General features: G+C 47.0%; 14 protein-coding genes and 1 tRNA gene. 13 read left to right on the top strand and 2 right to left on the bottom strand.

Annotation, left to right across the window (positions count from 1 at the left end):
- Window position 1 precedes the first annotated feature (1 nt).
- The 9 genes from H8S75_RS00095 to H8S75_RS00135 all read left to right on the top strand — a co-directional run bounded on the left by H8S75_RS00095 (window position 2) and on the right by H8S75_RS00135 (window position 7928).
- Window positions 2–574, top strand: a complete 573-nt coding sequence (locus H8S75_RS00095; protein ID WP_187018349.1) for a glucose-6-phosphate isomerase family protein — start codon at window positions 2–4, stop codon at window positions 572–574.
- Entirely contained in the window at window positions 556–1479 is a 924-nt protein-coding gene (locus H8S75_RS00100; RefSeq protein ID WP_187018352.1) for a class I mannose-6-phosphate isomerase, read from the top strand. Before H8S75_RS00095 ends, H8S75_RS00100 begins: the two co-directional genes overlap by 19 nt.
- 41 nt (window positions 1480–1520) lie before the next feature.
- Window positions 1521–2618, top strand: a complete 1098-nt coding sequence (locus H8S75_RS00105) for a MupG family TIM beta-alpha barrel fold protein (RefSeq protein ID WP_187018354.1) — start codon at window positions 1521–1523, stop codon at window positions 2616–2618.
- Between the two features lie 22 nt (window positions 2619–2640).
- A complete protein-coding gene (murQ, locus tag H8S75_RS00110; RefSeq protein ID WP_187018356.1) occupies window positions 2641–3540 on the top strand; it encodes an N-acetylmuramic acid 6-phosphate etherase in 900 nt (299 codons plus the stop codon).
- Between the two features lie 18 nt (window positions 3541–3558).
- A complete protein-coding gene (locus H8S75_RS00115; protein ID WP_187018358.1) occupies window positions 3559–3972 on the top strand; it encodes a PTS sugar transporter subunit IIA in 414 nt (137 codons plus the stop codon).
- A gap of 14 nt (window positions 3973–3986) precedes the next feature.
- A complete protein-coding gene (locus H8S75_RS00120) occupies window positions 3987–5036 on the top strand; it encodes a serine hydrolase domain-containing protein (protein WP_187018363.1) in 1050 nt (349 codons plus the stop codon).
- 29 nt (window positions 5037–5065) lie between these two features.
- Window positions 5066–5542, top strand: coding sequence for a PTS sugar transporter subunit IIB (locus H8S75_RS00125; protein WP_187018365.1), 477 nt, complete (start codon window positions 5066–5068; stop codon window positions 5540–5542).
- A gap of 73 nt (window positions 5543–5615) precedes the next feature.
- Window positions 5616–7196, top strand: coding sequence for a PTS system mannose/fructose/sorbose family transporter subunit IID (locus H8S75_RS00130; RefSeq protein ID WP_187018367.1), 1581 nt, complete (start codon window positions 5616–5618; stop codon window positions 7194–7196).
- Window positions 7197–7214: 18 nt separating this feature from the next.
- Window positions 7215–7928, top strand: a complete 714-nt coding sequence (locus tag H8S75_RS00135; RefSeq protein WP_187018369.1) for an N-acetylmannosamine-6-phosphate 2-epimerase — start codon at window positions 7215–7217, stop codon at window positions 7926–7928.
- Window positions 7929–7978: 50 nt separating this feature from the next.
- Here the strand turns inward: H8S75_RS00135 and H8S75_RS00140 are convergent, their stop codons facing one another.
- Together H8S75_RS00140 and H8S75_RS00145 are read right to left on the bottom strand one after the other, a co-directional pair.
- On the bottom strand, window positions 7979–8914 hold the full coding sequence (locus H8S75_RS00140) for a GNAT family N-acetyltransferase (protein ID WP_187018371.1): 936 nt from the start codon (window positions 8912–8914) through the stop codon (window positions 7979–7981).
- Window positions 8915–9244: 330 nt separating this feature from the next.
- Window positions 9245–9316, bottom strand: a tRNA-Glu gene (locus H8S75_RS00145).
- A 515-nt stretch (window positions 9317–9831) separates the two neighbouring features.
- Here H8S75_RS00145 and H8S75_RS00150 point away from each other — a divergent pair.
- From H8S75_RS00150 to guaA, 4 genes are all read left to right on the top strand, one after another.
- Window positions 9832–10698, top strand: a complete 867-nt coding sequence (locus H8S75_RS00150) for a MerR family transcriptional regulator (RefSeq protein ID WP_187018373.1) — start codon at window positions 9832–9834, stop codon at window positions 10696–10698.
- Between the two features lie 198 nt (window positions 10699–10896).
- Window positions 10897–11607 (top strand): TFIIB-type zinc ribbon-containing protein, encoded by a 711-nt coding sequence (locus H8S75_RS00155; RefSeq protein ID WP_187018375.1) that lies wholly within the window; start codon window positions 10897–10899, stop codon window positions 11605–11607.
- 70 nt (window positions 11608–11677) lie between these two features.
- A complete protein-coding gene (locus tag H8S75_RS00160) occupies window positions 11678–12826 on the top strand; it encodes a M42 family metallopeptidase (RefSeq protein WP_187018377.1) in 1149 nt (382 codons plus the stop codon).
- Window positions 12827–13192: 366 nt separating this feature from the next.
- The gene (guaA, locus tag H8S75_RS00165) at window positions 13193–14734 is read left to right on the top strand and encodes a glutamine-hydrolyzing GMP synthase (RefSeq protein ID WP_349768838.1); all 1542 of its coding nucleotides are present in this window, start codon (window positions 13193–13195) and stop codon (window positions 14732–14734) included.
- The last annotated feature ends 119 nt before the right edge of the window (window positions 14735–14853 follow it).

The raw sequence follows: 14853 nt of genomic DNA on the forward strand, positions 1-14853 counted from the left end.
CATGGAGAATTTTGTAAGGGAACCTAAGGGAATTCAGGAATTTACAGCCGGATGCCGGCTGATGGGGCGTGAGGTGGCCGACAGACAGAAGCTGGTAAAAGAATGTACCGGCGTCTATAAGAATGAAAATGCTTTAAAGGAGCACGGGGAGGAACTGGCCTACTGGGTTTCCAACCAAAATTTTAACAGAGAAAATTTTGTTAAGGGGAATTTACAGTGGGGGATTACATATATTAACCCATTTACTGTTGATGGGGAATGTGCCATGACGAGCGGACACTTTCATGGCGATCCGGACTGCGATGAATATTACTATGGGCTTAAGGGAAGCGGTTTTCTTCTGTTCTGGGATGGGGCTGATGATTTCTATGTGGAAAAGATATATCCCGGTTCTCTTCATTATATTAATGGTCATTACGCTCACCGGATCATTAATTCAGGAGAAGAGATTCTGGCTGTAGCAGCCTGCAGCCTTCCAGCCAGTAGGCAGGACCATCAGTCGATTCGTGAACACGGTTTTCCATATCGTTGTTATAAAAGAAATGGAGAAATTATATGGGAGAAACAGGAATGAGCCTGATAAAGCTGGAACCGGTCTATAAAAAGAGTATCTGGGCTGGGGAGCGGTTAAGGAAAATCCGTGGACTCACAGCATCTGGAATTGGAATAAGCAGGGAAGTGTGCGCCTATCAGGGCTCGGAAAATGTGATTGCAGCAGGGCCGATGAAGGGGGAATCGGTCGGTCGGCTGATCGCAGATTACCACAGGGAACTGATGGGAGAGGATGACAGTAACCAGCTTGTCAGGGTGGCATTTATGGATACAGCTGAAGATTTGTCAATTCAGGTTCATCCGGATGAAGTACAGGCAGCCATAGTTGGAGATTACGAGAAGAGCGAGTCGTGGTATATTTTGGAGGCCGGAGAGGACGCGTATATAACGGCAGGTGTGAACTGCGGCGATTCGAGAGTGCTGCGTAAGGCAGCAGAAGAGAGTCATCTGGAAGAATATCTGATACGTCATCCAGTAAAAAAGGGTGACTTCGCCATGATTCCAGCGAAAATGATTCATGCGTGCGGAGGCGATATGCTGGTATTGGAAATCGGCAGCTTTGGAGGTATTACTTACCGGCTTTACGACTACGGACGGGGAAGGCCGCTTGATCTCGAGAGGAGCCTTGAAATTATGGATCCGACTCTGGCTTGCTTAATGGTTCACTGCCAGGAAAAACATGACAATGAGCTGTGGACGGTAGGAACCCATAGATTGTTCCAGGTGGATATTCTGGATGTAAGAGAGCATTATTATCTGAAAGGAAATGGAAAGTACCGTATTTTAACGTGTGTGGAAGGATTTTGCAGACTTCAGTGTGAAGGTGAAGTATTCATTCTGGGCTATACAGAGACAATTTTAGTTCCAGCGGCCAGTGAGCAGGTAGAAATTGCAGGAACATGCAGGCTTATTATAGCAGAACGTTAGCTGTTTCGTGTAGTTTACCGGAATACCGGAAGGAGCCAATTATGAAGCTGAGCATTGCCGTTTATCCGTCAAATAACCGACCCGGGGCGGGGGAGCAGGAAGACGCCTATTTGGATATGGCAGGACAGTATGGTTATACAGAAGTATTTACGTCACTTCATTTGCCGGAGATTCACGATAACCGGCAAATAGATAATCTGGAATCTCTGGCAAAGCGTGTGAAAAAGAGGGGGATGGAGCTGACTGTCGATGTGGGAGGCAGTGGAATTGCCAGACTTTTAGCCAGCGAGGAAGTCGGGAGCAGGATAAAGGAGGCGGAAATTGATTTTATCCGGCTGGATTATGGCTTTCTAGTATCTCAGGCAGCCGAAATGGTTCGTCAGTGGAATATACGCGGCCTGGTGGTGAATGCTTCTATTTACAGCGAGGAGGAGGTACACAGCCTCCTGGCTGAGTTGCGGTCCATTCGGCCGCAAATAGAGATACGGGCGTGTCATAATTTCTATCCGCGTCCGGAAACAGGAGAGGATGAGCAGTTTTTCGACAGGCAAAATTCGGCTTTTACAGGAGAAGGAGTTCCGGTATATGCCTGTCTGCCCTCCCTTACGAATCCGCGGCCGCCATTGAGGCTGGGGCTCCCCACACTGGAGAAGCATCGGTATATGGAACTCAGCCGGGCAGCCTGTGAGCTTAAGTGCAGTCTGGGTATCGGGGGTATTATGGCTGCAGACGAATTTTTTTCAGAAGTAGAACTGCAGACAATCACTTCTGTGGTAAACTTAGACCCCTGGAAAATAGAGGTGAAGAAGCGACGAGATATAACAATGCTGGAAGAGGAAATCTTAGAAGGAAGCAGCCATCATTTTCGTTATGACAGCAATTCCAGAATTCTCCGATCTGCTTCCTCCAGAGAGATGGCGGAGTATGCGAAGCGTGTACCGGCCAGAAACATGGAGCTGCGTCCGCGTGGTACCGTGACCATAGACAATGAAAACTATGTGAGATACAGCGGTGAACTGCAGGTGGTTCTGGAAGATATGCCGGCAGATGAGAGAGTGAATAGTATCGGACAAATTCAGGAAAAAGATATGTGGAAATTTGAGTATTTCAGAAAGGGATATGATTACTGTTTCCTGTAAGCGGAGAGAGGATTATTCTTATATGGTAAATTTGGAGCATCTAATAACGGAAAACAGAAATCCGGAGACGGTGGATTTAGATTCCATGACTCCTATGGAGATCGTGACAATCATGAACCGTGAGGACGAAGGCGTGATAAAGGCGGTTAAGAAGGTCTTGCCGGATGTGGCTCGTCTTATTGAGGTTTGTACGAAAAAGCTGGAGGAAGGAGGAAGGATGATCTATATCGGAGCAGGTACCAGCGGGAGAATTGGTGTCCTGGACGCGGTGGAGTGTCCCCCCACCTTTGGCGTATCCGACCAGGTTGTCATGGGACTCATCGCAGGGGGAGAAGGTGCATTTGTAAAGGCCGTCGAAGGGGCCGAGGATGATGGTTTGCTGGCGGAAAAGGAACTGAAAGAAAAGATGCTTTCACCAAGGGATATTGTAATCGGTCTTGCGGCCAGCGGCCGCACTCCGTATGTTGTTGGTGGACTGAATTATGCAAAGAAGCTGGGATGCGTTACCGCCTCGATTGCCTGTAACCACAATGCGGCTATTTCGAGGGAGGCGGATTATCCCATAGAAGTTGAAACAGGTCCCGAAATTCTTACGGGCTCAACGAGGCTGAAGGCTGGCACGGCCCAAAAGATGATTCTTAATATGGTGTCAACAGCTACGATGGTAGGAATTGGAAAGGTTTATGAGAACCTGATGGTCGATCTGGTTCGTACCAATGAAAAATTGGAAGCCAGGTTGTGCAACATTGTTATGGAGGCAGCCGGATGTGACAGGGCGCGGGCGGTGCAGGCGCTGAGTGAGGCCGAAGGCAATGGAAAAGTAGCAATTATCATGATTCTTTCTGAATGCGGCAGACTTAAGGCCGAAGAAAAACTAAAGGAAGCCAGGGGACATGTCAGAAGAGCGGTTATGCAGATGTAGAAAGGAGCAGTTGATTCCATGGTTGGGATTGTGATTACTGGGCATAACGGAATTGCCGGGGGGATGCAGGAGGCTCTGCGTCTGTTGGCGGGAGAGTATCCTTGGTTATGTGCCGTCGATTTTATGGCCGGTGAGGGAGAGGAGGAATTAAAACAGAAACTGATGAAGGCAAAAGAGGATATGAGAGATTGTAGTCAGTTTCTGATACTTTGCGATATTATGGGAGGATCACCATTTAAAAATGCATTTACCCTGTTTTACCGTGATCCTGCTGTTAAGCTTTTTTATGGGGTAAATCTCCCTATGGCGGTGGAACTGGTATTCAGGGCTATGGAGAATCAGGAGGAATGGGATCTTGAGGCAATATCGAAAGAGGTGCTTGATATGTTGAAAGAACAGCAGGGAAGCATTTTATGGCCGGAGTACGGATGAAGGAGGAAGGAGTGATGGAAGATTATTTAAAACCGGCTGTAAAGTTGTTGTCCAGGTATGCAGCCGAAGGAAAGATTCCAGGCGCAGCCCTTGCGCTGGTGACCAGGGAAGGAGTAACGTCAGCCTGCGTCGGCAATGCATCGCTTCTTCCGGAAAACGTTCCGCTTACGGCGGACCGGCTGTTTGATCTGGCAAGTGTTACGAAAGTTCTGGCTACGACAACACTGGCACTCCAGTGTCTCGAGGAGGGACTGTTTACTCTGTCAACGCCAGTGTCTGCTATACTTCCAGATTTTCCGCACCAGCAGGTTACCATTGGTCATTTACTGACCCATACCTCGGGAGTTTGTTCGGATGATAAGGCATATAAGAAACGGAAGGACAGAGCAGATCTGACTCGTTTTTTCTATGAGAAACCACTGGATTTTACACCTGGAAGCAGAGTTCTGTATTCTGATTTTGGTTATATTACTCTGGGGTATGCCATCGAAGCCGTTTATGGAAAATTAGACGAGCGTTTTCAGACGTGTATTGCCAAGCCATTGGAAATGAGGGACAGCGGATATCTTCCATCTGAACGTGGACTGGTGGGTCGCTGTGTTCCTACTGAACTGACGGAGGAGAGAGGCCTGATCTGTGGGACGGTCCATGATGGAAAGGCATTTCTGCTCGGAGGCGTCAGTGGAAATGCAGGACTCTTCAGTACGCTGGAGGATATGACACATTACGTGAGGATGATTCTGGATGACGGTGAGTATAGAGGGCGGAGCGTTTTAAAACGTGCGACAGTCAGACTGCTAAAGCACTGTTATACGGAAGGATTAAACGAACGGAGAACACTGGGCTGGTGGTCCAATGAGAGATCTATGAGTTTTGGTGACTATTACAGTGAAAGTTGTATCTATCATACGGGATTTACAGGAACATCTGTGTATATTGATTTTATGAGACAGTGCGGAATTATCCTTCTGACGAACCGTATTCATCCGGCCAGAGATAACCCTTGGATCGGCGAAATACGTAATACAGTTCATAACGTGATTTTATCACAAATTACCTGTTGAATGGGATTCTTATAAGGGGGCATAAAAATATGGGCGTTATACTGGGACGAATTGATGAGAGGCTGATTCATGGTCAGATGGCGCTGGCATGGCTGCGCCAGTATCCAGCGGAAGTAGTTATTGTGGTAGACGATCAGAGTGCGAAAGATCCGCTGCAGACTATGCTGCTGCAGATGGCGGTGTCGGGTACTGTGATATGTGAAGTAGTATCAGTCGCCGATGCAAAAGCAGCCGTAGAATTAAAGTCCAGCAAAAAAATCTTTCTCTGTGCCAGAACGCCTGATGTTTATGTAAGACTGCTTGAGATGGGGGTAAAAATTCCACAGATTAATGTCGGCGGTCTTTACAGTGCAGTGGGGAGGACTCAGTATTATAAAACTATTTTCCTCGATGAAAAGTTGAAAGAAGATATTTTAAAGCTGGGAGATTATCCAGTGAAGGTAGAGCACCGCATGGTACCCCAGGATGCAGAGACAGACATTATTGCCGAACTGAAAAAACAGTAATCTACCGTTAAAACTTAAAGTTGGCAGGCGCCGCCACACTGTAAGGTCGTATAAAAATGAAAGGGGTAACAGTATGGAAATGAATGTGATTCAGGTTTTACTACTCAGTTTGTTTATCGCATTTATGGCAGTAGAAACGTATTGGTGGGGCGGTGCAATCTACATAGCCCGTCCAGTTTTTGCAGGTCCTTTGATTGGACTTATCATGGGAGACTTACAGACAGGCCTATTAGTTGGCGGCAGCGTGGAAATGGTATTTTTAGGCGGTCTTGCTATGGGCGCCTATTCTCCGCCAAACTCATATATCGGAGGAATGGTGGGAACCGCGCTGGCAATCATGTCGGGCGGCAACATGGAGGTGGGAATCGCGCTGGCCTATCCGATCGGCGTTATGGTGCAGATGCTCAATTATGTTGTGACCAATATCAATATTGTATGGGTGGAACAGGCAGAAAAATCGTATAAAGCCGGTAATATAAAGGCAGCCGAAGGCTATCACTATGCGTCAATCATTACGCGTATGCTGATTCAGTATTTTCTGCCAACCTTCCTTGCACTGCTCATTGGTTCCAAGGCTATAGAAGGTCTGTATAATAGTATTCCTCTGTGGTTCTCCGGCGGACTAAAGATCTCCGCGGGTATCCTTCCAGCAGTTGGTATGGCTTCTATTTTAAGGACGCTTGGAATAAAGAAAGGCTGGCCTTATTTCCTGGCTGGTTTCGTTCTGGCAACATATTTAAAGATGGACATCATGTCGATCGCTCTGCTGGCTTTGGCCGGAGCTGTTATTGTCTGTACGCGCGGAGAGAACAGCATGTCTCTGGGATTTGACAAGAAAGAGATGCAAAGGGGGAAGTTGGATAATAAACTGCTCCGAAGGGTGTTCTTCCGTTCCTTTACCAGCATGGGAAGTTTTAACTATAAAGGGTACAATAATATTGGATATGTATATTCCATTACACCAGCCCTGAAGAAAATCTATGAAAATGATCCGGAAGGCTATGAAGAGGCATTGGTGCGAAATTGCGAATTCTTCAACAGCCATCCTTATTTCTCTAACCTGATCATGGGAGCCTCTCTGGCTTTGGAAGAGCAGAAGGAAAAAGACGGAAGTGTAGATGGTGCGGCGATAACAGCCACAAAGGCAGCCCTCATGGGACCACTTGCAGGTATTGGAGATTCCGTGTTCCAGGGGACATATCGAACGATCTTTTCTGCAATCGGAGCCGGTATGTGTATGAATGGAAATGTACTTGGCTGTTTCGTTTATTTGATTCCACAGATAGTGTTGTCCTGGGGAACGAGATGGGGATTCTTAAAGTATGCGTATATTTATGGAACCGAGCTGGTGGTGAAATTAAAAACCTCCAATCTTTTTGAGACGTTTGTAAAGGGTGCAAATATTGTTGGTATGATGGTAATTGCGGCTATGACCAGCAGCTTTGTGTCATTATCATTAAAACCAAGCTGGACAATTGGAGAAAGTACGATAGCGCTTCAGTCGGTCTTCGACGCAGTTATACCCAAATTCCTTCCGCTGCTCTGTGTACTCCTGTTTTATCAAATCATGGGAAAGAAGAAAAACGGAATATATATTTGTCTGGCAGGCAGTTTCATTGCCGGTTTCGCAGGTGTTTTGATTGGCCTTCTGTGAAAAGTATGGGAGGCATTCATGGGTGATAAAAAAGAAGTGCTGGAGAAAATCCATCATAAGTTGATTGTTTCCTGCCAGGCTCGAAAAGGCTGGGCTATGTATGGGTCAGAGATTATGGCGGCATTTGCAACCGCCGCTATGGAAGGGGGAGCTGGAGGTATCCGTGCAAATGGAGTTAAGGATATTATGGCAATTCGTAAAAAAGTGAAGCTTCCGATGATCGGAATACAGAAAATATGGACAGAGGGCTGCGAAGTCTATATCACGCCTACCTACGAAAGCGCTATCCCCATCCTGGAGACTGGTGTGGAGATTATTGCTCTTGACGGGACTGGCAGGAAGAGACCAAACGGAGAGACATATGATTCCATCGTGTATCAGATACGGGAGCATTTTCCCGATGTGCTGATTATGGGAGAGATATCCACGCCAAAGGAGGCGGAAGCGCTTCAAAAGAGCGGGACAGATATCATATCCACGACGCTGTCCGGTTATACCAGGGAAACTGCAGGTGTAACGGTCTTTAAACCGGAATTGGTACGGGAGATTACCTCTGCGACAGATTTACCGGTTATTGCCGAAGGTCGGATTCATACGGTAGAAGAGCTGACAGCGGCCTATGCCGCAGGCGCCCACGCGGTTGTGGTGGGAACAGCGATCACGAGGCCGGAGATTATTACGGAAAGATATGTCCGCGGCCTGGAAACTTATTTTGAAACTGTGAATCAGTAAAGCCATAGAAAAAAGACAACTGCCCAGTGGAATTAGTTGTCTTTTTTTCGTCAATATTCTTTTTCATAATGATAAAAAGTTCTTTTTACTGTCATAGCCTGGCGCTCATAAAAACGTCTGCCCGGTTCGTCGGTTGACTGAAAGAATATGTGATTGATTCCCTGCCTGTACATGGAGGACCACATCTCATAAAGAAGTACAGTTCCGACGCCGCCGTTCCGATGAGCGGCAGACACTCCAAAGGGGCCGAGGCGAGCTGGATTGCCATCCATAGCTCTCTGGATATAACCAACAAGAGTATTTTGAAAGAAGCAGAGGCAGATAAGAGATTCTGCTTGTCCATTCATCATGGCCTGTTTTAGATGGTGATACCAGCCGGGACTGAAAGAATGATGGGCAAATTCCAGAATTGCCGGTGCATCCGTCCATTGAAACGAACGGAAGCGATATCCGTCGGCCTCTTTTGCTGTCTTAAGCGCTTCTATGGATTCAGGAATGTAAAAGTCGGTCAGATACCGTTCCATAAAGAATGCAGGAGCAAGGCAATGATACTCGTGAAACTCGAAAAAGGAGATGGCCGCCTTATTTTTTTCATCGATTCCCGGAAAGAAATAATAAGGGCTGAACGAGGCTAAAATTATGTGTTTTACTCCCATTGTCCGCCAATGCGACTCTATAGTATGAAGGAGCCGGGTACCTATTTTCCTTTTCCGGAACCGGGGAGAAACTGCCATGGCAAGAATCCAGGCATTATCCTCTTCCAGACCGCGATCCAGATAGGGATAACTGCGTTTCATTCCAATGAGAAAGCCGCAGACCGTATTCCCCTCTTTGGCTACCAAAAGATTGGAAGCAGCAAAATTGTCGTTACAGAAAACAGTTTTTACCATAGTTTCTTCTGTAACAGGATCATCAGGAAAACATTCGCTCCACAGCGATAAAATCTGCGGAAGATCATGAGAATCAAAGTTCGCAATCTCGACCATACGGTACCTCCAGTCTGTGCCAGTCGCAAGGATATCTCTGTTTTCAGTATAGAGAACTTATGATAGAAAAACAAGAGAATGAATCAAAGATGGTATTTTGTTTCGGAGGATGGCAGGAATTGTGCGGAATCTTATTTTCTTACAGAATGAAGGGGCTGGCAAGCCGTATTCGTGCGTCAAACCGCAGTCCCTTCAGCTGACACATTTCCTTAGGGAGGAGTGTGCATACCCGATTAAGCGGGGGAAGCTATCTGCCGAAGTTTTTTTGTATCATATTATAAACCTTTCTGAGAAACAAAAAAACCTTCCTGCTATTCAGGAAGGTTTTCATGACCTATCCGGGAATCGAACCCGGGTTTCCGCCGTGAGAGGGCGGCGTCTTAGCCGCTTGACCAATAGGCCGTATCTGTCGTTTCCGACAACTTCCTTATAATACCATAGGAAGTTGGATTTGTCCAGATAAATTTCAAAAAAATATAAAAAAATTTTAAACTATAAAAAATACCCCATAAATTAGGTTGAGCCGGCAAGGTGACATTACGTCAACCCCGCCGACTTAGTGGAAACATATGTAGGAAGCGCTCTGACTGCTTAATTCGATTTCCTATGTTTATAGTATTATTATACTGGAAAAATGTAACAGAAATTTGGCCGCAACGTAAAAAGATTATGAAATTTATTAAGGGTTTCTAACGAATTATGAAGTTTGTATCTTTTTGGCATAAAACAGAGGGGGATATCGTCAATTTTCCCGCCGTCTGAACTGTTACAATTTAATAAGAAAATTTAAAAAAAGTATTGACTATCACGCATGGTGATAGTGTAAAGTGAGAGTCAGAGATGAGGTCCCCGGTTCCTTCCAACGCCGGCAGGAGGGGCAGGAGAACCGAACCGGGCGGTAAAGGAAGGTGAGAATTATGATGACTGTTAAACAGGTTTCCACATTGACGGGTGTCAGTGTTCGGACGCTCCAGTTTTACGACGAAATCGGCCTGTTTCAGCCGACGGAAATGACGGAAGCCGGATACAGGCTGTATGATGAACATGCATTGGAAGTACTGCAGCAGATCCTGTTTTTTAAGGAACTGGACTTTACGCTGAAGGAAATCAAAGCGATTATGGAAAACCCGCATTTTAATAAAGCAGCCGCATTCGAAAAGCAGAGGGAGCTGATTCAGCTGAAACGCGACAGATTGAATGGTATGCTGGAGTTACTCGATAAATTAATTCATGGAGAAATGTGTATGGACTTTAAAGAGTTTGATATGAGCGAATATTTTCAGGCTTTAAGTGAGTTTAAAGCAACACATACGGATGAGATTATAAAACAGCTTGGAAGTATGGAGCAGTTTGACGAAATGCTAAGCACGCTGCAGTCGCATGAAGATGAGATTGCCAGCCAGGCAGTCAGGCAGTATGGCAGCATTGAGAATTATACAAAGGCAATGAAGGAAGGTTTTCAGAAATATTTGTCTGAAGGACCGGCTGTTTCAGAGACAGAAGTGAATGGAATTATGGAGCAAACGGAGCTGTTGACGAAATGCCTTACAGCCGACTTAAGCAGAGATACTGCATCTCCGGAAGTACAGGAGGCGGTAAGCAATTTAATTGCTTTTTGCGAAGAAACCAATAAAGGAATCGATATGGGAGAGAATTACTGGTCTTTTACGGCGGAATCCTATCAATCCAATCCCATATATATCGAGGTGAACGACCGGAAATACGGGGTGGGAGCCTCAAAATTTATCGGAAATGCAATTAAAGAGTATTTGGACAGAAGATAGATCAGAGGAATGTTAAAACAGATTAAACGTTATTTCAAATGCTGCCTTTGGAGGAGTTCGTCTCTGCCTGGGGTGGCATTTGTTCTGTATTTACATATACGGAGCAGCAGCTTTACGCACAAGATAGGAAAATTATTCGTTTCATGTTATAATTTTTCCATAGATACAGACGAATTTTATGAGGAGAGAGGGAATTTAATGGAGACAATCATCTGCGGACATTGCGGTGCACCGGTGTTTTACGACGACGGGCTGGGGTACGGAGTTTGTGAATACTGCGGTTCTATCATAAAAGACAGGGAAGACGCGGGCGAAAACCGGACGAATCTGGACGGGGAAGTCAACTATATTATGGAAGTGAAGCCGTATGCATGGGAATACAAACTGCTTTTTGCAGTTCTGGACTCTGGTCTGCAGAAGGCCGGCAGCCTCAAACAGGAAATGTTCCGTCCTCTGTTCCTTACCGATGAGGCCGCAAAAGAGGAGATCCTGCGGTATGTGAAGTGGATCACTGGCAAGATGGAGAAGCTTCAGGAGTATACAGATCCGCTCCACCGCATTTTTAAGGTTGAATTACCGGAGGCAATGGGGCCGCCCGGACAGCCTGGCGATGAAACAAAGCTGGTAAATACCGCAAATCGTATCGGGAGCGTTTATACAGGCCTTATTTACTGGGGATTGGAATTCCAGACCGACGCAACACCCATTAATCTGAAGGGGTTAGCGTTGGAGGCGAGGGGCATGGCCGTATCAATTCTGGAAAATATCGAACAATTTTGCTACCAGGGCAGGAAGCATTTTGCTGGTCTTCAGCCTGGCATGAAGGTGCCGCAGGATACCAGTCTTGTCCTGCGGGAACTGAAGATGGATCAATTTATGGGTGAGCTTAAGAAACTGGGCGTTTTGTAGCAATGAGCTAATCAGATGGAAAGATAGAAAAATGGAAAGATAGAGTAATAGAGGAAAGAGGAGAAACAGCATGATTGATTTAAAGATTCTGGAAGAACTGTCCAATGCGTTCGGTCCCAGCGGTTTTGAGGAAGACGTGGTTAGAGTGATAAAAAAATATTGCAGTGGAATGGCCTTTCGAAATGATGCAATGCACAATGTATACACAGAGATGAAGCCAACGGCTCTCACGGCCGGGACTGGGGATAACAATGAGATTCATGAGAAGCCTGCATTTTCAGCCGACAGACGTCCGGTGCTGATGCTGGATGCCCATCTCGATGAATGCGGATTCATGATTCAGTCTATTATGGAAAATGGTCTTATGAGCATCGTAACACTCGGCGGTTTTCACCTTACCAGCCTTCCGGCCCACTCGGTTATTGTGAGAACGGCAGAGGGGAAAATGCACAGAGGTATTACCACGTCGAAACCGGTTCATTTTCTGACACCGGAGCAGAAGGCGGACAACAGCCTGAGGATCGAGGATATCCTGATTGATGTGGGCGCGTGCAGCCGGGAAGAGGTGCTCACTGTGTACGGAATCCGTCCGGGCGATCCCGTTGTTCCGGATGTGGCGTATGAATATCATGAGGAAAACGGCATCTGCTTTGGAAAGGCATTTGATAACCGCCTGGGATGCTTCTGTATTATAGAGACCATGAAGGCCCTGATGGCGGAGGAAGACCGCCTGACGGCCAGAGTCGTGGGTGCGTTTGCAGCCCAGGAAGAGGTGGGAACCAGGGGGGCTGTGGTGACTGCTCAGCAGGTGAGGCCTGATCTGGCGATCGTGTTTGAGGGCTCACCTGCCGATGATCCCTATTTCCAGGCGGGAATCGCGCAGGGAGCGATGAGAGGCGGTGTACAGATTCGCCATCTGGATAACAGCTACGTATCGAATCCGGCGTTTATCCGGTACGCGCATGAGATCGGAGAGAAATTTGGAATTCCCTGTCAGGAGGCTGTTCGGAGAGGCGGCAGCACAAACGCAGGGAAGATCAGTCTGACCGGTCAGGCGGTTCCGGTTCTGGTGCTGGGAATTCCTTCCCGCTACGTGCACAGCCATTATAACTTCTGTGCGAAATCAGATATTGAGGCGGCCGTATCCATGGCAGTGGAAGTGATCCGCGGCCTGAATGTGGAAAATATGAAGCGGATTTTCAGACAGGACGTGATTTGATAGTATGGTGCCATATGCGTACCTAATCGGGAAAATGTACGCCATGGGCGGAGAAAAGCGTGTCAAACGATTGGATTTTGTGTCAAAGAAACGGGATTTTGGGGAGTGAGAGTCGTTTATTTTTCACAGCTTTTTCTGAGGACACGAGAAAATACTTGTCAAGGCTTTTCCAATAGAATATAATATCATGGAAAGAGCTGTTGCAGAAATCGGTTAAGATGCATGCAACAGCCTTTCCTCTTCATTTGCAATTTTTGTTTTTTATTGCAGGAATGCGGGAATGCTAAAGATAAAGCGGCTTATGTCCGGTTTTTTTCATTTCCGGCATTCGTGATACCGTACATGATTATTATAGGAGGAATACCCGTGGAAAGAGAAATGATTATTGTTCTGGATTTCGGTGGTCAGTACAACCAGCTGATTGCCAGACGAGTCAGAGAATGCAATGTTTACTGTGAGGTTCATCCATACACACTGGGGCTGGATAAGATCAGGGAAATGAATCCGAAGGGAATCATTTTCACCGGAGGCCCTAATAGTGTATACAAGGAGGAGTCCCCGCATTGTGAAAAAGAAATCTTTGAGATGGGAATTCCGATCCTTGGAATCTGTTATGGTTCCCAGTTGATGGCTCATATGCTGGGCGGAAGCGTTGCGACGGCTCCAGTCAGCGAATATGGCAAGACGGAAGTGGATGCAGAGTCGGATAGCCGGATCCTCGATTCCGTGAGCCCGAAGACAGTCTGCTGGATGAGTCATACAGATTATATAGAAAAAGCCCCGGAAGGCTTCAAGGTTACCGCTCATACGCCGGTCTGCCCGGTGGCAGGCATGGAATGTGAGGAGCGCGGCCTCTATGCGGTTCAGTTCCATCCGGAGGTTATGCACACACAGGAAGGCATGAAGATGCTGTCCAATTTCGTATACAATGTCTGTAAATGTTCCGGGGACTGGAAAATGGATTCCTTCGTTGAATCTTCCATACAGTCTATCCGAGAAAAAGTCGGCAGCGGCAAGGTGCTCTGCGCTCTGTCCGGCGGAGTGGATTCTTCCGTAGCAGCTGTTATGCTGGCGAAAGCAGTTGGAAAACAGCTGACCTGTGTATTTGTAGACCACGGTCTTCTGCGCAAGGATGAAGGCGACGAGGTGGAGGCTGTCTTTGGTCCAAATGGTCCTTATGATTTGAATTTTATCCGCGTCAACGCCCAGGAACGTTTCTATGAGAAACTGAAAGGGGCGGAGGAGCCGGAGCAGAAGCGAAAGATCATAGGAGAAGAGTTTATCCGTGTATTTGAAGATGAAGCAAAGAAGATCGGCACGGTGGATTATTTCGTGCAGGGTACCATTTACCCGGATGTGATCGAGTCAGGACTTGGAAAGTCAGCCGTGATCAAGTCTCACCACAACGTGGGCGGACTTCCGGAGCATGTGGATTTTAAGGAGATCATCGAGCCGCTGCGCCTTCTGTTTAAGGATGAGGTGAGAAAGGCCGGTTTGGAACTTGGAATTCCGGAGTATTTGGTTTACCGCCAGCCGTTCCCGGGCCCGGGCCTGGGCGTGCGCATCATCGGCGAGATCACACCGGACAAGGTAAGAATCGTTCAGGAAGCTGATGCAATCTACCGCGAGGAGATTGCAAAAGCTGGAGTCGATAAGGGACTCGGCCAGTATTTCGCGGCGCTGACGAATATGCGGTCGGTTGGCTGCATGGGTGATGAGAGAACGTACGATTATGCCGTTGCACTGAGAGCTGTGCTTACATCTGATTTTATGACTGCGGAGTCGGCAGAACTTCCGTGGGAGGTCCTGGGAACTGTGACCAGGAGAATTGTCAATGAAGTGAAGGGCGTGAACCGGGTGCTGTATGATTGTACGGGGAAGCCGCCGGCTACGATTGAGTTTGAATAATAGACATGTTCCCGGGAACCCAGTAAAATCAAGGGCTCCCGGGATTTTTTTGCCCATCCGGTACGAAAACGGTACGCATTATTCCGGATACTAATATAGTCTTAAAGAAGTCAGGCAGA

The sequence above is a fragment of the Hungatella hominis genome (genome assembly GCF_014288005.1).
GTDB lineage: Bacteria > Bacillota > Clostridia > Lachnospirales > Lachnospiraceae > Hungatella > Hungatella effluvii.